The sequence below is a fragment of the Vibrio sp. MACH09 genome (assembly GCF_033238805.1).
Classification (GTDB): Bacteria; Pseudomonadota; Gammaproteobacteria; order Enterobacterales; family Vibrionaceae; genus Vibrio.
In genome coordinates this window covers 1,646,372-1,670,626 of sequence record NZ_BSFZ01000002.1, presented here as the reverse complement: position 1 = coordinate 1,670,626, position 24,255 = coordinate 1,646,372, and the positions used below count along the sequence as shown (strand labels likewise).

General features: G+C 41.2%; 20 protein-coding genes and 1 pseudogene. 13 read left to right on the top strand and 8 right to left on the bottom strand.

Translation table 11 applies throughout. The features are described from left to right. Positions 1-5: 5 nt before the first annotated feature. Positions 6-3,584 carry a pyruvate:ferredoxin (flavodoxin) oxidoreductase gene (gene nifJ, locus CHJ_RS22760; protein WP_317919145.1) on the bottom strand — a complete coding sequence of 1,193 codons (3,579 nt, stop codon included), beginning with the start codon at positions 3,582-3,584 and terminating at the stop codon, positions 6-8. Between the two features lie 291 nt (positions 3,585-3,875). Here nifJ and CHJ_RS22755 point away from each other — a divergent pair, with 291 nt between their 5' ends. From CHJ_RS22755 to CHJ_RS22740, 4 genes are all read left to right on the top strand, one after another. Continuing rightward, positions 3,876-4,535 (top strand): response regulator transcription factor, encoded by a 660-nt coding sequence (locus tag CHJ_RS22755; RefSeq protein WP_171753896.1) that lies wholly within the window; start codon positions 3,876-3,878, stop codon positions 4,533-4,535. Then, entirely contained in the window at positions 4,525-5,853 is a 1,329-nt protein-coding gene (locus CHJ_RS22750) for an ATP-binding protein (protein ID WP_317919144.1), read from the top strand. Before CHJ_RS22755 ends, CHJ_RS22750 begins: the two co-directional genes overlap by 11 nt. A gap of 313 nt (positions 5,854-6,166) precedes the next feature. Then, entirely contained in the window at positions 6,167-7,543 is a 1,377-nt protein-coding gene (locus CHJ_RS22745) for a 4Fe-4S binding protein (RefSeq protein ID WP_317919143.1), read from the top strand. 288 nt (positions 7,544-7,831) lie between these two features. Beyond that, positions 7,832-8,248 (top strand): GNAT family N-acetyltransferase, encoded by a 417-nt coding sequence (locus CHJ_RS22740; protein ID WP_171753899.1) that lies wholly within the window; start codon positions 7,832-7,834, stop codon positions 8,246-8,248. A gap of 64 nt (positions 8,249-8,312) precedes the next feature. Here the strand turns inward: CHJ_RS22740 and CHJ_RS22735 are convergent, their stop codons facing one another. Genes CHJ_RS22735 through kduD form a run of 5 tightly spaced genes read right to left on the bottom strand, consistent with a single transcriptional unit; the run spans position 8,313 to position 11,703 of the window. Then, entirely contained in the window at positions 8,313-8,777 is a 465-nt protein-coding gene (locus tag CHJ_RS22735) for a YhcH/YjgK/YiaL family protein (protein WP_171753900.1), read from the bottom strand. Between the two features lie 2 nt (positions 8,778-8,779). Further along, positions 8,780-9,412: a bifunctional 4-hydroxy-2-oxoglutarate aldolase/2-dehydro-3-deoxy-phosphogluconate aldolase gene (locus CHJ_RS22730; protein WP_317919142.1), complete on the bottom strand. Its 633-nt coding sequence runs from the start codon at positions 9,410-9,412 to the stop codon at positions 8,780-8,782. 11 nt (positions 9,413-9,423) lie between these two features. Continuing rightward, a complete protein-coding gene (locus CHJ_RS22725) occupies positions 9,424-10,350 on the bottom strand; it encodes a sugar kinase (RefSeq protein ID WP_317919141.1) in 927 nt (308 codons plus the stop codon). Positions 10,351-10,398: 48 nt separating this feature from the next. Beyond that, positions 10,399-10,920, bottom strand: a complete 522-nt coding sequence (locus tag CHJ_RS22720; protein ID WP_171753903.1) for a YgjV family protein — start codon at positions 10,918-10,920, stop codon at positions 10,399-10,401. A 21-nt stretch (positions 10,921-10,941) separates the two neighbouring features. Further along, positions 10,942-11,703, bottom strand: a complete 762-nt coding sequence (gene kduD / locus CHJ_RS22715; RefSeq protein WP_171753904.1) for a 2-dehydro-3-deoxy-D-gluconate 5-dehydrogenase KduD — start codon at positions 11,701-11,703, stop codon at positions 10,942-10,944. 226 nt (positions 11,704-11,929) lie between these two features. On the opposite strand from kduD, the gene kdgR reads away from it, so the two are divergent. The 6 genes from kdgR to CHJ_RS22685 all read left to right on the top strand — a co-directional run bounded on the left by kdgR (position 11,930) and on the right by CHJ_RS22685 (position 17,634). After that, positions 11,930-12,712 carry a DNA-binding transcriptional regulator KdgR gene (gene kdgR / locus CHJ_RS22710; protein ID WP_171753905.1) on the top strand — a complete coding sequence of 261 codons (783 nt, stop codon included), beginning with the start codon at positions 11,930-11,932 and terminating at the stop codon, positions 12,710-12,712. Between the two features lie 271 nt (positions 12,713-12,983). Continuing rightward, positions 12,984-13,823, top strand: a complete 840-nt coding sequence (kduI, locus tag CHJ_RS22705; protein WP_317919140.1) for a 5-dehydro-4-deoxy-D-glucuronate isomerase — start codon at positions 12,984-12,986, stop codon at positions 13,821-13,823. A gap of 35 nt (positions 13,824-13,858) precedes the next feature. Beyond that, complete coding sequence (locus CHJ_RS22700; RefSeq protein ID WP_171753907.1) at positions 13,859-14,848, top strand: TRAP transporter substrate-binding protein; 990 nt, start codon at positions 13,859-13,861, stop codon at positions 14,846-14,848. 57 nt (positions 14,849-14,905) lie between these two features. Next, positions 14,906-15,436, top strand: a complete 531-nt coding sequence (locus tag CHJ_RS22695; protein WP_317919139.1) for a TRAP transporter small permease — start codon at positions 14,906-14,908, stop codon at positions 15,434-15,436. Further along, positions 15,436-16,743: a TRAP transporter large permease gene (locus CHJ_RS22690; RefSeq protein WP_171753909.1), complete on the top strand. Its 1,308-nt coding sequence runs from the start codon at positions 15,436-15,438 to the stop codon at positions 16,741-16,743. Before CHJ_RS22695 ends, CHJ_RS22690 begins: the two co-directional genes overlap by 1 nt. A 117-nt stretch (positions 16,744-16,860) precedes the next feature. Continuing rightward, positions 16,861-17,634 (top strand): IclR family transcriptional regulator, encoded by a 774-nt coding sequence (locus CHJ_RS22685; protein ID WP_171753910.1) that lies wholly within the window; start codon positions 16,861-16,863, stop codon positions 17,632-17,634. Positions 17,635-17,930: 296 nt separating this feature from the next. Here CHJ_RS22685 and CHJ_RS22680 read toward each other — a convergent pair whose 3' ends face one another. After that, on the bottom strand, positions 17,931-19,193 hold the full coding sequence (locus CHJ_RS22680) for a RidA family protein (RefSeq protein WP_317919138.1): 1,263 nt from the start codon (positions 19,191-19,193) through the stop codon (positions 17,931-17,933). A 615-nt stretch (positions 19,194-19,808) separates the two neighbouring features. Further along, complete coding sequence (locus tag CHJ_RS22675; RefSeq protein WP_317919137.1) at positions 19,809-20,327, bottom strand: cysteine hydrolase family protein; 519 nt, start codon at positions 20,325-20,327, stop codon at positions 19,809-19,811. Between the two features lie 118 nt (positions 20,328-20,445). Between CHJ_RS22675 and CHJ_RS22670 the strand changes: the two genes are divergently transcribed. From CHJ_RS22670 to CHJ_RS22660, 3 genes and pseudogenes are all read left to right on the top strand, one after another. Further along, positions 20,446-21,366 (top strand): GlxA family transcriptional regulator, encoded by a 921-nt coding sequence (locus tag CHJ_RS22670; protein WP_317919136.1) that lies wholly within the window; start codon positions 20,446-20,448, stop codon positions 21,364-21,366. A gap of 334 nt (positions 21,367-21,700) precedes the next feature. Continuing rightward, a pseudogene (locus tag CHJ_RS22665) lies at positions 21,701-23,271 on the top strand (ATP-binding cassette domain-containing protein). A 164-nt stretch (positions 23,272-23,435) separates the two neighbouring features. Next, positions 23,436-24,254 carry a hypothetical protein gene (locus CHJ_RS22660; protein WP_171754563.1) on the top strand — a complete coding sequence of 273 codons (819 nt, stop codon included), beginning with the start codon at positions 23,436-23,438 and terminating at the stop codon, positions 24,252-24,254. Position 24,255: the final 1 nt, after the last annotated feature.

Here is a 24,255-nt window from a genome sequence, read left to right as displayed (position 1 = left end):
GAAATCTATTTACAACTGGCTAACTGGTTTAACAGGGCCTGTTTACTATCAATTTGTTTTTGTAATGAGTTGATGTTGTGCTCATACAGTTCATTGTTGGATGAGATAAGCTGCTTGAATCGGTTCTGTTTTAAGGTGACTTCTTCCACCGCCAGTTTTGCAGGACGAGAATCTAGTCGTAAAGCGGCTTTACCCTTATCAGCTCGTCGCGGATCAAAGCGATATAGAGGCCATAATCCTGTGTCCACTAGCTGTTTTTGTTGAACCATACCTTGAGCCATATCTATTCCGTGAGTAATGCATGAGGCATAGGCGATAATTAGCGATGGTCCCGGATACGCCTCCGCTTCTTGAATGGCTTGTAACGTCTGGTTCATGTTGGCACCCATGGCGATGCTGGCAACATAAGCATTACCATTGATTAGGGTACTAATACCGAGGTCTTTGCCTGCTAAGCTTTTGCCGTTGCTGGCGAATTTTGCGCTGGCAGCGGTAGGTGTCGCTTTTGACTGCTGTCCACCAGTGTTGGCATACACTTGATTGTTTAGAACCATCACATTTATGTTTTTGTCGCTCGATAAAACGTGGTCTAGACCGCCATAGCCAATATCAAATGCCCAGCCGTCGCCACCAATAATCCATACACTTTTAGCGACTAAATCATCGGCGACTGAGTGAAGTGGGTGTCGTGGTGGTAGCATGCTTTTTAGCTGTTCAACATTTTTACGCTGATGATTGATACCTGTAATCGAGGTATCAGATACGAAACGGACTAAGTCACTCTGTAGCGTGGCGGGAATCAAGCCTTTGGCCTCGTCTAGCATTGAAACTGCCCGTTTTTGCTCACTGTCCAAAGCCAGTCTCATGCCGAAACCAAATTCAGCGTTGTCTTCAAACAATGAGTTAGCCCACGCAGGGCCTAGCCCTTGAGCATTTTTTGCGTACGGAGTGGTAGGTAAGTTTCCACCATAAATGGAAGAGCATCCAGTTGCGTTAGCAATAAGCATATGATCGCCATAAAGCTGGGTAAGCAGTTTTATGTAAGGCGTTTCTCCGCAACCAGAGCATGCTCCGGAAAACTCAAATAATGGTTCTAACAGCTGACTGCTTCTGGCATCGATTCGTTTAATGTCGATTGGCGATATTTCTGGCAGTTTAGTGAAATAGTCGAAATTTTCGCTCTGCTGAGCGGAAACAGATGATCTCGTCACCATAGTAAGTGCATTATTTTGCTTCGTTTCTCCTGCCTTAACTGGGCACATCTCTACGCACAACTGGCACCCAGTACAATCTTCGGGGGAGACCTGAAGTGTATATTTATGTCCTTTAAAATCCCGTAGTTTGTAGTCGGTGATTTTGAATGAAGCAGGTAGATCCTCGACTGGCGTATTGCTATCTACGACTTTGGTTCGAATTGCAGAGTGAGGGCAGACTAGACTGCATATATTGCATTGTGTGCAGCTCTCTTCATCCCATTGAGGCACAAATTCAGCAATGTCTCTTTTCTCCCATTTGCTGGTGTTGGTCGGCCAACGACCATCAGCAGAGAACGCACTAACAGGCAGTAAGTGACCTCTGCTCTTCATTAGCTCATTGGTTACATTGCGAATAAATTCTGGCGTCTGCGAAGCTATTGATGTTGTCATTTGCGGGTTGATGCTGTTGGCATCTGGTGTAACTGAAAATAGAGCCTGTTGAGTTTTTTCAATTGCAGAGAGATTCGCGTCGACAATTTTTTTCCCTTTACTTGCGTAAGTGGTAACAACGGCATTTATTTGATGTTGCAGAGCCGAGTCAGCATCCAGTAAGTCTGTTAGTAAAAAGAACGCCCGTTGCATAATGTTATTAATGCGGCCATGAACCCCACATTGATTGGCTAGATTTGTTGCATCTATGGTGTAGAGTTTTAACTGTTTATCAAGGACACACATCTGATCACGATGCTTTAGCTTTTGCCAAAGTTCGTTGGCGGCGTATTTTGAGTTAAACAAAACCGTCGCGCCTTGATTGGCGTTAGCTAATAGATCGGTATTGTTAAGTAAGCTAAATTGATGACAGCCAATAAAGTCCGCTTTATCAATTAAGTATGGAGAATCTATAGCTGTATCGCTAAATCGCAGATGAGAGGTTGTTAAACCACCGGATTTTTTGGAGTCATATACAAAGTAGCCTTGAGTGAACAGGTTAGTATGGTGACCAATGATCTTAATGGTGTTTTTGTTTGCACCCACTGTTCCGTCGGAACCGATGCCATAGAAAAGAGCGCTTGTTCCTTGATGGTCATAAACATTTAAGGATAGATCCATAGGTATTGAACGATGACTGACATCATCAGTAATACCGATGGTAAAACCGTGAAATAGCGTTTGGTTTGCTAAACGATGAAAGAGCGTCTCTGCATGATAGGGAGTAAACTCTTTTGACGCCAAGCCATATCGTCCACCTACGATTTTAGGTACTGGTGTATTGTGCTGTTTGTTCCAGCCTTGATGTATCGCTGACAGAATATCAAGATAGAGGGGATCGCCTATTGCTCCTGCTTCTTTTGTTCTATCTAATACCGCTACAGAGGTGACGGTTTGTGGAATAACGCTAAGACAGTGTTTGATTGAGAAAGGACGAAACAAGTGTACGCAAAGTAGCGCTACCTTTTTTCCTTGATGATTAAGTTTGTCTACGGCTTGACGAACAGCGCCTGTAGCAGAGCCCATTATCACCATAAGAGATTCAGCATCACTAGCGCCGTATAGTTCAAATGGTTGGTAATGGCGGCCAGTTAACTGGCCAAATTTGTTCATCTCTTGCGCGACAATATCAGCGCATTGATCATAATATGGGTTGACCGCCTCTCTGGCTTGAAAATAACAGTCTGGATTTTGAGAAGTACCTCTAATGCTTGGCGCGTTGGGGGTTAGGCGTCGTTGATGGTGCTCATCAATATCATGCCGCTCTATCATGCTAGTGATGATTTCATTGGAGATTGTGCTGACATGATTTAATTCGTGAGATGTTCTGAAACCATCAAAAACATGCAGAAATGGCACTCTACTTTTTAAGGTGGAAGATTGCGAAATTAAAGCAAAATCGTGAGCTTGCTGAACACTGTTGCCGCAGAGAGTGGCAAAGCCTGTTTGACGTGCTGCCATTACGTCTGAGTGATCACAAAATATAGACAGAGCGTGGGTAGAGATGGTCCGGGCAGCAACATGCAGTACGAAAGGAGTAAGCTCTCCTGCAATCTTATACATGTTGGGTAACATTAAAAGGAGACCCTGTGACGAGGTAAAAGATGTCGCCATTGAGCCAGCGGTTAGAGCACCATGCACAAGCCCTGCTGCCCCTGCCTCTGATTGCATTTCATAAATCTCAGGGGTGATGCCTCTAACATTCGGTCGCTTTTCACAGCTCCACTCTTCACACATCTCTGCCATTGGTGATGACGGCGTAATGGGATAGATACCAATTACATCATTACAGCGATAAGCAACAGATGCTGCTGCCGCATTACCATCCATTATTTGTACATGGTTTTGATTCTCTTTTTTTATGGCCGTGTGGCTGTTGACCTTTTCGATATTGTCCATATCTGACTCCTCAAAAGAAACGGCAGTTCTGGTATTTCTTTGGTTGTTTCGGCCCCGATAATGAATTCACTAAGGGGATATTGGCGTTAAGTTTGTTGTATCAACGCTGAATATTTGCTGAATAAAAAAGTCAGAATCTACTTGCCATTTTCACATTCTATTCATGTGGCTATAGATACAATTTGACAACTTTATCAGGAACGGATAATGGAAAGTTCATGTGTGAAAACTCGCTATGACTAAATTACAGGGCTGTATTGGTTTAATGTTTTTTTGAGGAGTACAACATTAATGAAAATACTTGTTATTGAAGATGAACCCTTATTAGCACAGCAAATTATGGCTACGTTAGAGAGTGCAGGCTGGACTGTTGAACTTTCTCAGGACGGAATTGATGCCTTATATCGCGCCACATCTGAAACGTGGCAAGTCATTATTCTCGACCTCGGTTTACCTAAGTTAGATGGGCTTACCGTACTAAAAGGCATCCGCGAAGAGGGTATTAATACCCCAGTGCTGATATTGAGCGCTAGGGACACGCTTACTCAGCGTGTTGATGGGCTAAATGCTGGTGCCGATGACTATCTTACCAAGCCGTTTGAAACGATAGAACTGACCGCTCGAGTTAGAGCGTTATTACGTCGTTCATTGGGTCAGGCATCACCTATATTACAAATTGGTAATCTTAAACTGGATACAAAAACATCCAAGATCATTTGGGGGGAGCAACTGATTGATTTAACGGCCTTGGAATTTAAAGTAATGGCCTATTTTATGTACAACAGTGACAAGGTTATTTCACGAAGTGAGTTGGTAGAGCATATATACCGGCAGGATTTCGACCGAGATTCTAACACCATTGAGGTGTTCATTGGCCGTATTCGTAAGAAAATGAGTTCTGATGTTATTCATACAGTTAGAGGCTTTGGGTACAAATTGAATGTGGAGTAATCAGAGCTTTTTGACAAAAAGCAGTATACGCAAGCGTCTTTTTATAGCGGCCTGTATTTGGCTGGGAAGCTTAATTCTATTAGCTGGTATTGTGATTCCTTCATTGGTTTCAAATTATCTTCATGTTGAACTTCAGAAACAGCTCCAGCTTGCGGTGGATGAGATCAGTAATGGGCTAGTGGTGGATAAGAACGAGAAGCTAGTATTGTCTGTGAATCCTACCGACCTGAGATATAGCAAACCCTACAGCGGTTTATACTGGATTGTTTATGGAAATGGGCAGTTACTGAGATCAGATTCGTTGGTAGATACTGCTATTGATACCTCTAAGGGACTGTTATACGGAGCAAAAGGTGAAGAGCTGGACTTTTTAGAGCAACAAGTATTGCTCAAAGGAGAGTCGACAGCTTACAACATAGTGGTTGGTATTGAAGAAGGCCCAATGGAAGAGAGCATCAAGAATATAACCAGTATTTTGTGGTTGATATTGTTGTTGTTATTTATTGGGGTACTGCTGTTCACTGTGGTACAGGCAAGTTGGTCTTTACGTCCGTTAAGCCATTTGCAAACAGAGCTTAAATTAGTGGAAGGAGGCAAACAACAGGCTTTGCATGGCAATTACCCAATGGAAGTTCAGCCTCTAGTCTCAGATTTAAATGCCATGTTATTTCATTATACTGAGTTGCTTGAAAGAGCAAGGCATCATGCGGGAAATTTGTCTCACTCATTAAAAACGCCGTTAGCGATATTAAATAATCAGATCGCTGAACTAACTGACGATGATAGGGATAAGCTATCTGATACGATTAAACAGGTTCAGCACCATATTGACTATCATCTTAGCCGAACTCGGGTTGCAGGGGCGATGAGTATTTTGTCAGCAAAGTCATCACCCAGTAAGCGGGTAGATGCCTTTGCCGCAGCGTTTGATAAGTTATATTCTTCGCGTAACGTGCTTCTGGTAAATGAACTGGCGCAAGAAATTGAAGTTGCTGTTGATCCAAATGACTTAGATGAAATGCTGGGTAACCTTATTGAAAACGCCTATAAATGGTCAAAAAGTTTAATACGAGTTTACAGCGTTCAAGAGGGAGAGAGAGTCACTATATTTGTCGAAGATGATGGTGTAGGAATAGATAAAGAACAGCTTGAGAAAATTACTCAACGCGGTTTTAGGCTAGATGAATCTGCTCCGGGATCAGGGTTAGGACTTAATATTGTTGCCGAAATTGCAAGGAGCTATCGAGGAAAGTTGTGTTTTGAAAAAAGCAGTATAGGTGGCCTAAAAGCGATTTTGATGTTGAGTATTGCTAAATAATAGTTTCAGTGAAGGTAAATCAATAGCCTTACAAATACGGCCAAAAATAATTAAGCGAATATGACGGATAGTGCATTAGCATTATCCGTTTTTTATTGCCCGAATTAGTATGATTTACTTCGTTGCCTTACCAATACATGCTCAAAACAAAATGCCAGATCATAGCGAATATTTTGAATTATTGATGAGGATTGTATTCATCAATAATTCATTCAGCCCTAGTTATTCTTATTTTACTTCACTTGTAACGATATAGGCGTATGCAAAATATCGTTACCGTGCTTTTAAAATAATTAAGTAAGGGTTTTCTGTTATGCAGCATTCGACTAGCAACGATAGTGGTTCTGGAAAGAGAAGAATTTTGACCTTTTTGGTGAATAACACGCCAATATTTGGTTGGGTACATTTAATTGGTTTAGCCGCCTTTGTCACACTCTCTATTGCCGGATTTTTTGGTGCGGGAGAAGGTGCTATCAGCTACAGCAACATTACCTCATTTTGGGTTTGGTGCGTATGGTGGCCGGGCATTGTTTTGATTGCGTTATTGAACTCTCGTTTATGGTGTTCAATTTGTCCGATACGATTTATAAATCAAATGGTTGATAAGTTTGGCTTTAATATAAAAGTTCCTAAAGTCGTTCGGCAAAATGGCATATTTATCGCGATCGGTTTGTTTTTGTTACACACCATTATTATTTCATACAGTGTGGATAAATTTAGCGTATTCACCAGCTTATATTTATTAAGCTTGCTTGGTTTGGCCGTTGTTGTTGGGCTCGTTTTTGAGAAGAATGCATTTTGTAATTCGTTCTGTCCATTAAACGGGTTTATCGGAACTTATTCCAAAGTAGGTACAGTGGAGTTGTCACCCATTGATCGAGATATCTGTAAGTCATGCACCACAAAAGAGTGTTATCAAAGCTGCCCTGCGAAATTGTGTATGGTTCAGCCTGCGTTTAAAGATACTTGTATTATGTGTTTTAAATGTGTCGAAGAGTGTCCAAAGACGAATATTGAACTCAAACTACAATCACCTTTCAAACACGGCCTAAAAAAGGTAGAAAATAATGGTGGCTTAGCGCTAATCACGATACTTTTTGGCATCATGATTGCTGAATTTGGAGAATCATGGCTGTTCTTTGACCATCTAATTACGGCCGTACCAAATTGGTTAAAAGGGCTGGGGATTCCAGAGCTAATATTTGGCTATAATTGGATGGAAGGTTTCTGGATAAACCTCTCTTTACCTGCGCTATTTATTTTTGCTACGTCGTACTTTGTCAGCCTTGTGACTGGTAAAAAAGGGCTACTATCGATAGCGAAAAAAACAGCACCGACTTTGTTACCGCTTATATTCAGCATGCATTTGAGTAAAATGCTGGATGTTGTAAACCACTATATTGGTTATGGCAAAAATGTTGTGACCGATCCAATTGGAGTACAAACAGCTAAGTTATTAGAAAGTGGTGTTTTAGCTATGTCGGCCAATGTACTCTTTACGGATACAGTGCAAGGGGTTGTGACTATGGTGATCGTCGCGATTGGTATGGTTGCATCCTTATATACCACTAAAATAGTCATTGTTGATAAACTAAAAAGTCGCAGAGGGAAGTGTGTATATTATCTTGCCCCTACCATTGTTGGTTTAAGTGCACTGTTGGTCGTTGCTAACTGGTTTGCTTTAATTTGATTTGTTTATTCACTTAGAAAATGAATCATAGAGTTAATAAAAGAGAGGTATAGTTACTTCTCTTTTTGCTTTTTTAAATGGGGGCAGTTAGTTTCGGCATTTAGTCGAGTAATTTTCATCACTAAGATGAACCCTTCGGGCAGCATTTGTTGGCATTTTCTACTGCGTTATCGCCTGATTGTGTCGTTGACTACACGGCATAGACACTGCCTTGTATAAAATACCAACAAAAAGCGGCAAAAATATACGGAAAAGGTCAACAGACCCTAGCAATACAAGGAAACTTAAATGGATATCAGTGTGACTCATTCACCAAAGAATGAGGAAATTGCGTGTATTTATGATGGTTTAAGTGAATTCAATCATAAAAACATCCCTCAAATAGAAGATAACTCATTTGCTATTTTTGTCCGTGACAAAACAGGAAATATTGTCGGAGGGCTAACGGGGGCTATCTATTTAACATCAGTGCAAATTAAGTATTTGTGGCTGTCAGAAACGTTGAGAAACAAAGGTGTTGGAGGGGAGCTAATGCATCGGGTTGAACAGGAGTGCAGAACGAGAAACATTAAAAATATTGCTGTGAATACCTATTCCTTTCAAGCGCCACTATTTTATCAATCTCAAGGTTTTAAGGAGATAGGCCGCTATGAAGATTATCTGGATAAAGGTATCGACAAAATTTTCTATCTAAAACACCTTTAAATTCAGTTTAGCCTAAAAGGTGCAGTGACTATAGGCGAGGGTTGCTATAGTCACTGCTAATAGATTAATTAAACAAGGTGACCGGAATTTTTATAATGGCTTTTCGCACCTTGCTTGGTTGAGTTACCGCGCAAAGAGGTCGATGTATTTCGTCTGGATAGAACACGGCATAGTCATTTTCTTGCAATATGATGTAGTTTTCATTCTCCACATTGTCGATGAACTGAACGTCGTCAGGGTAAGTTTCAAGCTGCTTTAAATCATTAGGCAGTAAGTGGGAATAGCCTATTTTTTCTGAACCTTTTAGCAGTATTTGTACGTCGACATAGTACTTATGTGCTTCTGCTTTTCTGTCAGCTTGTTGTTCTGTGCTTGTATTGACAATCACAGCAAATACCCCTTGGTCAGAGAGTGGATATTCGCCTTCGTGGTGATTATCCGCAATTGCGAGGGCTTGATTAATCCATAGCAGCAAACGACTGTCAATATAACGGACTAATTCTGGCTGGTTTGTATTTCCTGCTAACATTATTAACCCTTATTGCCGATGATGGTGGCGACTTGAGAGACAAGAGTTGCAAGTTCATCCCAACGTTCTTCTTCGATTAATGCATTGGGCACCATCCATGTTCCGCCACAAGCAATCACGGAAGGCAGTGCTAAGTAATCACGAACATTGTCGGGGCTTATACCGCCGGTAGGCATGACACTAACCGGGTAAACTGCGCTTAGTGCTTTAAGCATACTTGTTCCACCAGACGCTTCAGCGGGGAAAAACTTAACCGTATCAAGGCCCAGTTCCATCGCTTGTTCAACCTGACTTGGGTTATTAACACCCGGTATAATCCGCATATTCTTTTGCTGACAGTAAGCGACAGTTGTTGGGTTGAGTCCCGGACTCACAACGAAATCAACACCTGCCATAATCGCTTGGTTAACATGAAGTTTGTTCAATACCGTCCCGGCTCCTACAAGCATATCGGGGTAGGCTTCTCGCATATTGACAATAGCCTGAAATGCTTGCTCGGTACGAAATGTGACTTCAGCGCAGGGTAAGCCGTTTTCAACTAATACTTTTGCCAGCATGGCCGCTTTAGAGGCGTCTTTTATCGCAATCACAGGTACAATTTTTAGTTCTTGCAGTTGTTGTTTGAGTTGTTTCATTTATGATTTCCTTAGCAGTTGGGCATTGATGACAAAGGGATTACGGCACCGTGGTGCTGGATAACTTCCCCCGCGAGTGTGTGAGCATATTGAGCGGCTTGCTCACTTGATGCGCCGAGTACTCTTTTGGCTATATAGCCAGCACTAAATGAGTCTCCTGCGGCGGTGGTATCTACAACGGTCTCTACGTGGCGAGGGGAGACACTTAACTGGCTATTGTCAGAGATGACATAACACTCGTCTTTCCCTCGTTTTATCACTATTTCTCTAACGCCGAATGATTGGCTTCTGGTGACAGTGTCTGATTCATTTTGATCTTGCCATAACATAACTTCGTCATCGTAAGTAAGAAATGCAGTGTCGGTCAGTTTAAGAATTTCGCCATACCAATAGCGGGCTTCGGTGGTGCTTTGCCAAAGAGCCGGACGAAAGTTATTGTCGAAATAGATAACGCTTCCAAGGTTTTTGCACTGACAAAGTAGATTAAGCAGTTTGGCTCGGTCTTCAATGGGTAATACTGCCAAGCTTATACCGCTTAAATAGATTATCTGATGTTGGCTAAGCTTGCTTAATATCTCGCTCTCGTTTTGCTCTTTTAACCAGTGTTTTGCCGCAGAGTCATTACGCCAGTAGTAAAAGCTGCGCTCTCCACTCTCTGATGTTTCAATCGCATACATGCCAGGGAGCTTGTCATTCAATCGATAGACCATATCTGTATTAAGGTGCTCTTGTTGCCACGCTTGCAACATATCAGTACTGAATGGATCTATCCCAAGTCCAGTTACGTAGGTGGTTTTTACATGACTACCGTACGTAAGACGCGATAGGTATATAGCGGTATTTAATGTATCACCACCAAAACCTTGCTCTAGTCGACCATTTACTCGTTTAAGTTCAATCATGCATTCGCCAATTATGGCGATATTGATGAGGCACATAGTTCTGTTCCTGCGTGTTGTAATGTTAAGGCTTCACGGTTGTCGAATTTAAGTTGGTTCACGAGTCAGTTGTGGCAATTTAGCCGTAGCGAGTCGAAATATGGTGATGCTATTTATAAAAATTAAACTCGCTTCTAACAACACTCCTCCATACGACCCCACAACAACATTGTTAATTAACCAGCATCCAGCGCCAAAAAGGAAAAAGCATCGCATTTTAATTCCTGTTAGAAAAAAGATAGCGAATGTGCCCACAGCACTGCCCATGATAGGAAAAATGGCCCACCAGCTCTCAGCTAGATAAATTCCAATGGCTATGCCGATCACCATGTAGAAACTGGCTATAGCTTTAGAGGCTGTGTAGATAGATGTCCCTGTTCTTAAGGCTGCAATAGCGGCGCATAGGGCAGATACTGAGGAGCCGAGCAAAACAAAATGCAACATGTGATTTAAGTTAAACAACAGCATTATCTTTTTTAAGTTGCGGTCGTTTTTTTGATAAAAGGCCAGTAAACCGAGTATGAAACTGCCAAACCCAACCAGTTGTGCCCAAAACTCAATATTATTCATGTGCATGTATGCTTAGTATTGTTATCGGGCTAACCAGCCGCCATCGACTGCAATGGTATAGCCATTAATATAGTCTGACGCTTCTGAAGAGAGGAATACTATAGGGCCGGCAAGATCTTCTGGTGTTCCCCAACGCTCTGCTGGGATACGTTCAAGAATCGCTTGATTTCGGGCAGCATCCGCTCGTAGTGCCGCAGTGTTGTTTGTTGCCATATAGCCTGGAGCAATTGCGTTTACGTTAATGCCGTGTTTCGCCCATTCATTAGCCATTAAGCGTGTCACACCTGTGACGGCACTTTTAGATGCGGTATAGGAAGGAACTCGGATACCACCTTGGAATGACAGCATTGAAGCAATGTTTATGATCTTGCCACCCTCATTCTGAGCGATAAACTGTTTTGCTACGGCTTGAGACATAAAGAATACTGATTTGATATTGATATTCATCACATCATCCCAGTCTTGCTCTGAGAATTCGATGGCATCTTCTCTTCTTATGATGCCGGCATTGTTCACTAAGATATCAATGCGACCAAACTGACTAACGGCTTGGTCAATAATGGAGGGGATATCGTCGAGCTTCATTAAGTTTGCGCGTATATCAAGAAATTGGCCGCCAATGGCGTCTATTTTTTCAATAGTTTCAGAAGGTTCTACGATATTGACGCCAACGATATTACAACCAGCTTGAGCTAGCCCCAAAGCCATACCTTGGCCTAAGCCTGTATCGCATCCTGTAACGATTGCTGTTTTCCCTTCCAAATTAAATGAATTGTGTTTCATTGTACTTCCCCGTTGCTATGTTCGTGGTATTTGGTGTTGGCAAATCATAACAGCAAAAATAAACCATGATCAATATAAAAATGAAATGATGTTTTAAAAATTTATATTGGTACGTGTATTTTTAAGATGAAAGAACAAGGGATTTTTGAAATGGTATTTTAAATTGCTGGTGGATATTAGTTGATTGGTTATAATGCAGCTATTAGGCTTTACTAAGAGTTATGTAATGACAAAATCAACCCAGCCAGAAGCGGTCTCATCTGTCCTTAAAGTATTTAATATTTTAGAAGCTCTAGGGGAGCAGAAAGAGATTGGTGTTTCTGAACTATCACAAAGATTGCTCACTTCTAAAGCGACAACATACCGCTTTTTGCAAACGATGAAGATGCAGGGCTATGTAGCACAAGAGGGAGAAGCGGATAAGTACTCTTTGACTTTGAAGATGTTCGAACTTGGGGCGAAATCTCTTGAGTATGTTGACGTCATATCTCTTGCAGAAAAAGAGATGCGTGTTATTTCTGAGCAGACCAATGAGACGGTTCACCTAGGAACGCTTGATGACAGCTCAATTATTTACATTCATAAAATTGATTCAAGCTATAACCTCAGAATGCACTCTAAGGTCGGCAGGCGAAACCCTATATATACCACGGCAATCGGTAAAGTATTGTTATCAGGACATAGTGATGACTTTGTACGCCAAGTTATGAAGGATGTCGAATTTAAAAAGAGCACCGATAGAACATTAGAAAATATCGATCAGTTGCTTTCAGAGGTCCATGTCGCAAGAACGCATCATTATGCCGAAGATAATGAAGAACAGGAACCGGGACTCTACTGCATAGCAGCCCCTGTTTATGACCGCTTCGGTAATATTATTTACGGCGTTTCTATATCGTTTCCTACCATTCGCTTTGATGAAAAAAGAAAATCGTACTATATCGGTTTGCTACAGGACGCGGGGCGAAATATTTCTGAGAAACTGGGTTTTTATGAATATCCAGCATAAAAAGATCTTTGTTTAAGCAACAAAATTTGTGAGTTGTAGAAGGGCCTGTCGTGTAGACAGGCTTTTTTTTTGTCTGTCATTCAGTGATGTTGAAGGTGGAATTCATGTAATGGAATGGAGTTGCATAAAATTACCATTTCAAAATTATAAAAATGAAACGCAGTTTTAAAAAAGTAAAGCGCCGATCACAAAAATAAGTAATTCATATATGATCGATATTGATTATATATGAATGGAGTGTAATCTAGAGATCAAATTCTAGGAGGTTTACATGTTTATCAATTACAACAGCAACCCTGTTGATGCCAAACAATATGACACGGAACGACTAAGGTCTGAGTTTCTCAATGAGTCTCTTTTTCCCGCAGAGAGTATTGGTGTTGTTTACAGCCATATCGACAGAATTGTCGCTATTGGTGCTAGCCCAGTTGAGCAGCCACTAAAACTGGATGACTTTATCGATAAAAAATCATTTGGCACTGATTTCTTTTTACAAAGAAGAGAGATGGGCGTCATTAACCTTGGGTGTAAAGCTGAAGTTCGCTGTAAAGGACAGAGTTACGTTCTTGAGCATCTAGATGCGGTCTACTTAGGCAAAGAAGAACAAGATATTGAATTTGTTTCTTTGCAAACGGGAGAAGCCGCAACACTGTACTGCTTGAGTGCTCCGGCTCATCATAAATATCCTTCAAGACTCATTACACGAGATCAAGCAAAACAGGTAGAGCTGGGTAATCAAGAAAATGCAAATGCTCGGGTAATTAACCAGTACTTGCATCCTGATGTTCTACCAACATGTCAATTGTGTATGGGGGCAACTCATCTGAAACCGGGTAGTGTATGGAACACCATGCCAGCTCATACCCATGAAAGAAGAATGGAGGCTTACCTCTATTTCAATATCAAACCGTCTCAGTTTGTTACCCATTTTATGGGACAACCTCAAGAGACGCGTCACTTAATTGTTCGTAATAAGCAACTCGTACTATCACCCAGTTGGTCTATCCATTCTGGATGTGGGACTCAAAATTATAGTTTTGTTTGGGGTATGTTAGGCGAAAACCAAACCTTTGATGATATGGATTTCGTTGATATGGACTCTATTTGTTAATTATCAATTTATACCAATATTTATGGAGACAGCACATGTTTAAGAGTAAAGCACTAAAACTAGCTACATTGGCAATTGCAATCGGAAGTACAGTTAGTTTCTCTTCTATTGCTTCAGCAGCGACAGAGTTAAAAACAGCGTTTAACCAATCTAAGAACCATCCTCAGTTTTTGGCATTACAAGATTTTGGTAAAAAGTTAATGGCGGAAACCGATGGACGTTATGAACTGAAAATCTATCCTAATGAAATGCTGGGGGATCAACGTGCAGCATTAGAACTTGTCCAAAACGGTGCTATTCAATTAGCAATGGTCGCCAACCCGCTTGTTGAAAACTATGACAAAACCTTTAGGGTTATTGGCTTGCCTTACATCTACACAGGCCCTGAACATCAAGAAAAAGTATTTACATCTGGTGAGTTGGATCAGTTATTTTCGTCAACAGAAAAATTTGGTTTTGAAGTTTTAACTGCCTATACCGCTGGCGCAAGAAGTATGTACACCAAAGATGCTCCGGTAAAATCAGTTGCAGATATGAAAGGCAAAAAAATTCGTGTTATGCAGTCTGACACTATGATTAAGATGCTTGATTGTATGGGCGGCGTAGGTGTACCAATGAGTCAAGGTGAAGTGTATACCGCTGTTCAACAAGGTGTACTTGATGGCGCAGAAAATAATGAAATTACTTATGCTGATCTTAAGCAGTATGAAGTGGCTCCCTTCTTCTCATCTACTCGTCACTTAATGGTTCCTGACTTATTAGTCATTAGCAGTGATTTCCTATCTGGAATGTCTGATGCTGATCAGAAAATCATTAAGAAATTGGCTAAAGAGAGTACGCCTACCGAGTTCAAAATTTGGAACGACCGAATTGAGAGCGCGAAGAAAACCGCTCAAGATAAAGGCGCGACATTTACTACCGTCGACATTTCACCATTCATGCAGAGTTGTAAGAAACTTCAAGATAACTTGATAGAAACATCGGCTCAAAAAGCGCTGTTTAATAAGATTACTTCGTTGCAATAAGTGTTAATAATCTGGCTGGGCAGTTTACGCCCTGCCCCTTTAAGGTTTAATAGTTTTATGTCAAATAATCCAGCCTCTACTTTTTTTGAGAAAGTGAATCGCTTTAAGTTATTAGTTGATAAATTGATTTCTACCATATGCATTTTAATTGTTGGTTCCATGACAGCTTTAGTCACATATCAGGTAGTTGCTCGTTACTTGTTTAATAGCCCTAGTGCTATTAGTGAAGTGCTTTCTCGATACCTTTTTATATGGCTTATTTTATTTGGAAGTGCTTATGTTTTTGGTCTAAGAGAACACATGGCTATCAGCTTTATCAAAGACAAGTTTGCCGAAAAAACTAAGGTACTAGTGGATATGTTTATTGAGCTTGTTACCGTTATGTTTGCTATATCAATCATGATTATTGGGGGGTATAGCAGTGCAGTTCGTCAGATGTGGCAGTTAGACTCTGCGCTACAAATCCCAATGGGCGTGATATACGCCGCCATTCCTATTAGCGGGGGAATCATGGTGTTCTATTTTCTTTATAACGAGTTGAATTTGATTCGCCGTTTAAATCAACTAACCGATAAGAGAGCGATGTAATGGATCTCGCATTAATGGCCGCACTCATTATGTTTAGCGGTACACTTTTCTTACTCATCATTGGTGCGCCAATAAGTATCAGTGTTGGTGTTTCGTCATTTGCTGCCATGCTGGCAATATTGCCTCCTCAAGGAGCGATGGTCACGTCAGCACAACGTATGTTTGTCGGCTTAGATTCTTTTGCGCTACTCGCTATTCCGTTCTTCATTTTGGCGGGAAACATCATGAACAATGGTGGTATAGCAATTAGACTTATTAATTTCTCAAAAATAATAAGTGGCTTCTTTCCCGGTTCATTGGCACAAACTAACGTTGTATCAAATATGTTATTTGGTTCAATTAGCGGTTCTGGTGTTGCATCGGCGGCGGCGGTTGGCGGCATAATGTCACCTATTCAGAAAAAAGAAGGTTATGACCCTGCATTTAGTACTGCGGTGAATATAGCATCAGCGCCAACAGGAATGTTGATCCCACCTAGCAACACCTTAATTGTGTATGCGACAGTGGCCGGTAGTGTTTCTGTTTCTGCTCTGTTTATGGGAGGCTATGTACCAGGAATCCTTTGGGGGATAGGTGTGATGATGGTCGCTGGATTCATGGCGAAACGTCGTGGCTATATTGCAAAGCACTCAATGACACTAGCGGACTGTATTAAAGTGACGGTGGATGCAGTGCCTAGCTTATCACTTATTGTTATCGTAATTGGTGGTATTTTGGGAGGGGTATTTACCGCCACTGAAGCATCTGCAATTGCAGTCGTTTATGCTCTATTTTTAAGTTTATGTTACCGCTCGCTCGACTTCCGAACGCTACCTGACATATTTCTTAGTACTGCAAAAATGTCGGCGATTGTCATTTTTATGCTAGGTACTTCGTCCATCATGTCATGGGTTATGGCATTTACTCAGATTCCAAGCATGATAGCGGAAGGGTTACTATCGCTCACGGACAACCCAATAATCATTTTATTGATCATTAATGTTGTCTTGTTGTTTATTGGTACGTTTATGGACCCAACGCCAGCGGTGTTGATATTTACACCAATATTTCTGCCAATTTGCATGGACTTGGGAATGGATCCTGTGCAGTTCGGTATTTTATTGGTATTTAACTTGTCTTTAGGGACGATAACGCCTCCTGTGGGACCGATATTGTTCACTGGCTGCAAGGTAAGTGGAATTAGTATAGACAGTGTTGTTAAAACGCTATTACCTTTCTTCTTAGTGATATTCTTGGTTCTTATGCTAGTGACTTATATTCCTGCAGTTTCTATGACTATTCCTGAAATGATGGGACTAATTAAGTAGTTGAACGTGACATTCAGTGCGATATTGCTCAAAATATGGCACTGAGTTTCTATTAGAGAGAACAAACCTTGTTAAACCTGCCTAATAGAGTGTTCATCGCTGATAACTAGAGGTTCAATGGATAATTCAAAAAAAACAGAATATAGAGCGCCAGCATTAGAGAAGGGCTTGGATATTTTGGAGTTGCTGGCGGCAGAAGAAGAACCTCTGACCAAGAAGCAGATTGCGGAAAAACTCGATAGAAGTATTAACGAAATTTTTCGGATGCTATCTGTACTGGCCGATAAACAGTATATTGAATTTGATACTGAGACCTCATGTTACTCTTTGTCTTTAAAAATGTTTGCCTTATCTAATCAGCATCCACCAATAGCACAGTTACTTAAACATGCTTCTCCTCTTATGGAACTACTGTGCCATAAGGTGAATCAATCCTGTCATTTAAGTCGTTATCAAAATGGTGAGCTTATTGTTATCTCTCGCCAAGAGAGCCCTTATAAAATGGGGTTTAGTCTACGTTTAGGCTCTAAACTTGATATCTGTTCATCAGGATCTGGTGTGGTGTTGCTGAGCTATCATTCGGAGAAAGAGCGACAAGATATACTGGCTCGATCTGACGCAACTGAAGAAGAGATGGAACATGCGTTAAGCTTTGTTGAGTCAACACGTGAGAAAGGGTATTTTGTGGGTGAGAGTCCACAGATATCAGGGGTCACAAATATTAGTGCACCTATAATCGGTGTATTAGGTGATATTATGGCCGTGATAACTATTCCATTTATGACATTAGACTCTCGAACCGTACATCATCATATTGAAGATATAGAAAATACGCGTAAAGAGTTGCTTAAAGTTGTTGATAAGCTCAATCAGAACTTAAGTTACAATTAAAAATAATAATAACTGACAAATAATATACAAGAGTGATATTAAGTCGTAGTTTTAATAGTTATTATAAATTGATGAGTATATTATTTTTTGGTTGAAATGCATTGCTGGTTAACAATGCTAGAACATAAAATTAACAAGATAAGTTAAGTTAGAATTTCTATTATTCAGTAAACCGTGACCGTTTATTGGTGAATGGTTAATGGGAATTATGCAAAATTAAATAATGAGATTATTCTAGCCAGTTACTTTGCATAAAAGTAACTGGCTATTTTTAATTGTGCGTAAGCAAATAACGATTATGCTTGTGGAGGCGTACCTTCACCGTTAGAAACCACGGCGTCAATTTGTACTAGCGCACCCATAGATACTTCAGAAACACCCACAACGGTTCTTGCTGGAAGGTCACCTTTGAAGAAGGTGGTGTACACTTCGTTTACTGCATCAAGGTCTGCAACATCTTTAAGTTGGATGTTCACTTTAACAATATCGTCCATTACATGGTTAATGCTCTCTACGATAGCTTTGATATTGTTTAGACATTGTGCGGCTTGCTCTTTCACGCCACCCGCAACCATGCTGTCTGTTTTTGCGTCTACTGGCAATTGAGCTGCAATGTGGTTGTAGTGAGAGAAGGCAACAGTTTGCGTGTGCAGCGCATTTCTTGGTGCGTTGTCTGTGTTGTTCGCTTTGATAACAATACCGTGTCTGTCTTCTACTTCTTGCGGTGGTGTACCGTCACCGTGAGAAACAACAACGTCCATCTGTACGCGTGCGTCCATTGGCAGTGCTGCCGCAGAAACAATAGTACGAGCCGGAACGTAAGCAACGGTTCTAGCAATCGCTGAGTCAGGGAAGAACGTGCTGTACACTTCGTTTACTGCGTCTAGGTCAGACAACTCTTTCAGGTAAACTGTTACTTTCACGATGTCATCAAATGGTACATCGATGCTTTCTAAAATGCCTTTTACGTTGCTAAGACATTGAGCCGCTTGCTCTTTAACACCGCCAGATACCATTTCACCAGTTTTAGGATCGATAGGAAGTTGAGCAGATAGGTTGTTGTAGTGAGAGAAAGCAACCGTGTGAGTAGACATGGCACATTTTGGTGCTTTGTCGCTGCTTTTCGCTACTTTAACTAGCGGGCATGGCTCTTGTGGTGCCGTACCTTCGCCGTTAGAGATAAGTGCATCCATTTGAACCAATGCATCAGACATAGGAAGAGCCGCTACCTGAACCGCAGTACGTGTAGGTAAGTACGCTTGGAAGAAAGTTGCGTAGACTTCATTAACCGCTTCAAGGTCAGCGATATCTTTAAGGAATACATTGATTTTAACAACGTCGTCCATTACATGGTCAACGCTTTCAACGATAGCTTTAATATTTTCTAAGCACTGTTTTGCTTGCTCTTTAACGCCACCAGTCACAATCATGCCTGTTTTAGGGTCAACAGGTAATTGAGCAGAGAAGTTATTGTAGTGAGAAAAAGCCACAGTCTGTGTGGATAGGTCACTCATTGGTGCGTTTTCAGTGTTTCTTGAAAGTTTAATGATACCGCTCATATCGATATTAATCCTTATATTTTGTACAAAAACACCACGCTTTTTAAATAGCGTCGTATTGGAAAGAATGATTAAAGTGGCGCAATGTTAAGACAAAATATTTGGGCTAAATGTGACCTACATTCAAATATTATTTCACTAGAGCTTTATCGACAATAGGATAAATAGTCACTTTGCGACTAATTATCCACGACAATGTCAATAATGGCGTTTAAATAACGTTTTTTTGCGAAAGATTCGTCAATAGTGAATATAATCTCATTGAGACATGGACCCAATTTGATGAATTTAATCTGAATTTGATAGGTTGTTCACAATAAACTCATCTATCGCTACTTATAGCGTGCGGTTTATGTCGTTATAAATGCATAAATTCCCTGAGAGAAATTAAATTGAGCGTATATGACTTTATTATATAGACGAGAATAATGCTTAATTGATAAAAGTGATGAGTTGCAAAATGTGTTACGCCAAAGATTTAATTGTTTGGCAAGATAAACGATACAAAGTATTCGCTGAGTATAATAAAAGAGCTGTACCGACAAGTGACTGCAATATACTTGAGTATATCCGTTTACTGGGATGATTGTGTCGGGCAGCTCTGTGTTATCTAGATTAAAGAACTTGTTCGCTGGTAACGAGCGGTACGCGAGTGGAGACAGCGTGCAGGGCTATGTTATGAATCATCTCATCTACTGTGGTGCAGCAATCCATTAAAATAGAAACCTGATATTTTTCTGCCGCTTTTGATATGGCAGTGTGAGTAACACAGTTTTGCGTCATCATTCCACAGATGAGCAGTTCACTAATACCATGCTTTTGTAACGTTTCTTCGAGGTTGGTTTGTTCAAAGCTGTCGGCATAATGCTTAATAACGACATCAGCCTGTGGTGCTGCGGCAATGATTTCCGGATGTATTTCAACCCCTTCGCTGCCTTGATTAAAAAATGGTGCTATGCCAACGCTAGGATCCGCTTCATGTTTAATATGAATAACCGTCATGTTTTGCTGTTGTGCTTTTTCTATGGCGGTTTTGATGTTGCTTAGTGTCGTTGCTGTATTCCACAGAGGAAAGCTTCCCGTTGGGAAATAGTCGTTTTGTAAGTCGATAACAAGCAGTGCTGTCTTGTTCATTTTATTCACCGTAATGATATGTGGGTTTGTATGGAACCATTATCATCGCTTTGCTGGTTCTCTATAAGAGTCTAAAATGACATAATATAGGTTAAATACGACAAAGAGAGTTAAGTGAGTGAAGAGAGTAGCCATTGGAATCTATCACTATCCTAATGCATTAAAATCTGCCATTTATGGGTTGGAAGAGCTGTTTTTAATGGCCAATAGTGTGTGTAATGAGCATCAGCTAGATGTGGTGTTTGAGCCTGTCATCTTTGAACATACTCAATCGCTGGATAATACGTTTGCCGTTATTCTTTTACCTCCCGGTTTGCAAAACAGCGATTACATTAACCCTGACATTAAGATTGTTGAATGGCTTCAAGCTCAGCATCGTCAAGGTGCCACTCTCGCGTCTGCATGCGCGGGTGCTTTTATATTGGCGGCGACAAATTTGGTTGACTCCAGAGCCGTCACCACACATTGGGGATTGGTGCCACTGTTTGCTGCTCAATTTCCTCATATTGAACTTAAAAGCAATGAGATTTTAATTAATCATGGTGATGTGATTACTGCTGGCGGCATGATGTCTTGGTTAGATCTCGGCTTTGAACTAGTTAAGCAGTATGCGTCAGCCTCGGTAATGCGTAAGTTGGGTAAGCTACTGGTGGTTGATACCGCGCCGAGAGAGCAGCGTTTTTATCAACAATTTAATCCGTCACTATTGCATGGTGATCAGAGCATTGTGTCTATTCAACAATCCATGAACTTGAGTTATATGGACTCTTTGTCGGTGAATACTCTCGCTGATCAGGCCAATCTTACCATTCGTACTATGCAACGTCGTTTTCTTAAGGCAACTGGCTATACGCCAAATCAATACTTACAGCGATTACGGGTACAAAAAGCGTGCGATTACTTGGAAAGCGGTCAGCATTCATTTGAGTATATTGCCAATCTCATCGGCTATGAAGACACCAGTGCTTGTAGAAAGGTATTCATTAAAATCATCGGACTTACTCCGCGAGAGTTTCGTAAACGCTTTACTGAGTATTAGTGCTTTAGAATAGCGCAGATATTTTTGACCACTTCATCGTATATGGTATCCCTTGTATCTGAGCGATGGCGCTTGATTTTTCAACGATGACTTGGTTACACTAGACACCTCATTTCTGTAGGAGATTACGCCAACATGAACAACTAAACCTGTTTTCCATTTATTACTATTTTTTTGGACATACAGGGTTAGTAGGCGTAGCTCACTTTCCGATATTCGATAGCCATTCCTTGTTTTTATAAAGCGCACTAAAGCTGCGTGTAATGCTATTGAACTATCATAACTCTTTTCCGTGATGCGGCGGTTACTTCTCCTGTTACACAGGAGGCAAACTATGCCAGTTATACAAGCTCGTAATATAAGTTATCAGTTCAGTGACGGAGAGTCGCTGTTTCAGCACATTTCATGCACAGCAAATAAAAGCCGCATAGGTTTAGTTGGGCGAAATGGTGTTGGGAAATCCATTCTTGCTGCCATTCTAACCGGAGAAATGGCGTCATCTAGCGGCACCGTAATATCACCAACTTCATTTGCGACGTATCGACAGCAACCTTTGAATAGCCAAGTTGAAACACTCTCAATTGCCGAATTTATCGGTAAGGATATGGTGCTGCAGGCGCTAAAGAAGATCGAAGCGGGAGACTGCGCTAGCAAATGGTTCGATTTAGTTGGAGATGAGTGGAATCTATCCATCGATCTTAATCAGCAGCTGCAAAGCATGGGGTTGCCTGCGAATCCAGATTTCCCTTGTGCACTGCTTAGCGGAGGCCAACTTGCTCGTTTGCAGTTATGGCAACTATTTCAACGTGACGTCGAGCTATTGGTTTTAGATGAGCCGTCTAATCATCTCGATCGCGACGCCAGGCAATGGTTAATTGAGGCGATAAGACAGTTTAAAGGGGCAATACTTCTCATTAGCCATGATCGTGAGTTGCTACGAGAGATGGAAGAAATATGGCAGCTCTCTGACTTGGGATTAAAGGTGTTTGGCGGAAATTATGATTTTTATGCACAGCAGTTGAGTGTTGAGCAGCAGGCGGTAGAGCGGCAACTCGCTGTTTTAAATAAGCAGAAAAGTGAACTGAAGAAGAACGCGCAACGTAGCAGAGAGAAAGCTGAACAACGCGCCAGCCAAGGCAACAAGTTACGTAAGGAGGGGAGCCAACCTAAAGTGTTATTAGATGGCAAAAAGATCGCGCCACCGCGAACCTTTCTAACCGGAACAAAAATGAATCGCTACGGCAGATGCATTTGCAAGAGAAAGAGCAGAAGTTAATGTCTCGACAGCAACAGGTTACTAATCAAACGCTCCATTTGGCCGATAGCATCAGTCGTTCTGGTAACGCGGTTTCAATGGTTGATGGGATACTCGCATTCGGCAGTAGTACGCCAATAACAATGCAGCTTGGTAGTGGTGAAAAAGTTCACCTTGTCGGAAAAAATGGCAGTGGCAAGTCTACGCTACTAAAAACCTTGCTTGGTAAACAAACGTTAATTGCTGGCGAGTTGCGAGTAAACAGCCCGGTTTATTATCTCGACCAACACTTTGTGGCGATTAAAGCGGAACTTACTATGATTGAGAACTTGGTCTGTTCTTGTGATGGTATTAAAGAGCAGACGGCCCGCACCTTACTGGCTGGCATAGGTTTTCGCCGTGATAAGGTGTTTCGCCTAGGAGGGTCACTGAGTGGTGGAGAGAAAATGAAGTTGTCGATGCTAATTGCAAGCCATCAACCTTGTCAGCCTTTACTGCTACTTGATGAACCTGACAATCATCTAGATCTCGACTCAAAAATCACCTTAGCAAAGGCGTTGAAAGCGTATCGAGGCGGATTTATTTTGGTTAGTCACGATAAGGACTTTGCAACAGAATCCGCGGTTTCTCGTCAAATTACTCTGCAATAAAAACCTTGGCTAGATTGTTACATAGGCTCTGCGGTTCTGTTTGAGGGTTTGCCTGCCGAGATGAGAGCATGTTAATTAATTGTAAAATTGTGATGGGAGATTGATTGCGTGTGTAATTAATTGCCTATGCTTTGTAACTTCTTCTCTAGTACAAGGATTGTATCGTGAATGGTTTAAAAACAGCAATCATAGGTAGCTCTATAGTCTCTTTAATGGCCTGCACAGGGTCGGTTTTTATAGAGCCCAAACAGGTCAAACTTGATGCCGAGAATGTATGTACAAATCCTGATAAATCAGCGTTTGATCCTATTGCTTGGTTGGGAGGGTACCTGATTAAGAAAGGGGCAGAGTTTTTGGTGGAGGAAGTCACTGAACAGGCGAAAAAACAAGTTCAAAACCACACTGCTACCTACAAACTCAACCACAGCTTTGCTTGTGATTTTAGCGCTAAGGGGAGCAGAACAATCACTTTTAACATTCAAGACTCAACTGACAAGCGCAACATTGGACAGTTGCAGACGGAAATGTCATCGGTTAAGAACAATGAGTTCACTCTAGCAATGAACACCAGTTTCAGCGATTTCGATTGGAGCAAGTTTAAAACAAAATCGGATGACAAGATTGACGCCAGTGTGGTGGTGAACCTGATATGGAAAGTGAATACTCGGAAAAATGGTGAGATATTGCATCAGCCTTTATTTGATGGGGCATTTTCAGCATTCAAGTTGAAAGAAGTTAATGATGGCTTCCTAATCAATAATGAGAAAAAAGATCAATTCTTCTCGTCTACAAAAGTGACTCATCCGCATATTGCCGTTGAAAGTGATAGTGACTTTGTACAAGTTCACTCTTTTGAATGGTCGATTACCATGGTTGATGAATCCTTGGACGCTGAGATAAAGCGTAAAGTTTATGACGCGCTAGAAGGAAAAGAAGACGACCACCAGTCTAAAATTGAAGAGTGGCTAAAAGAAGAACTATAAC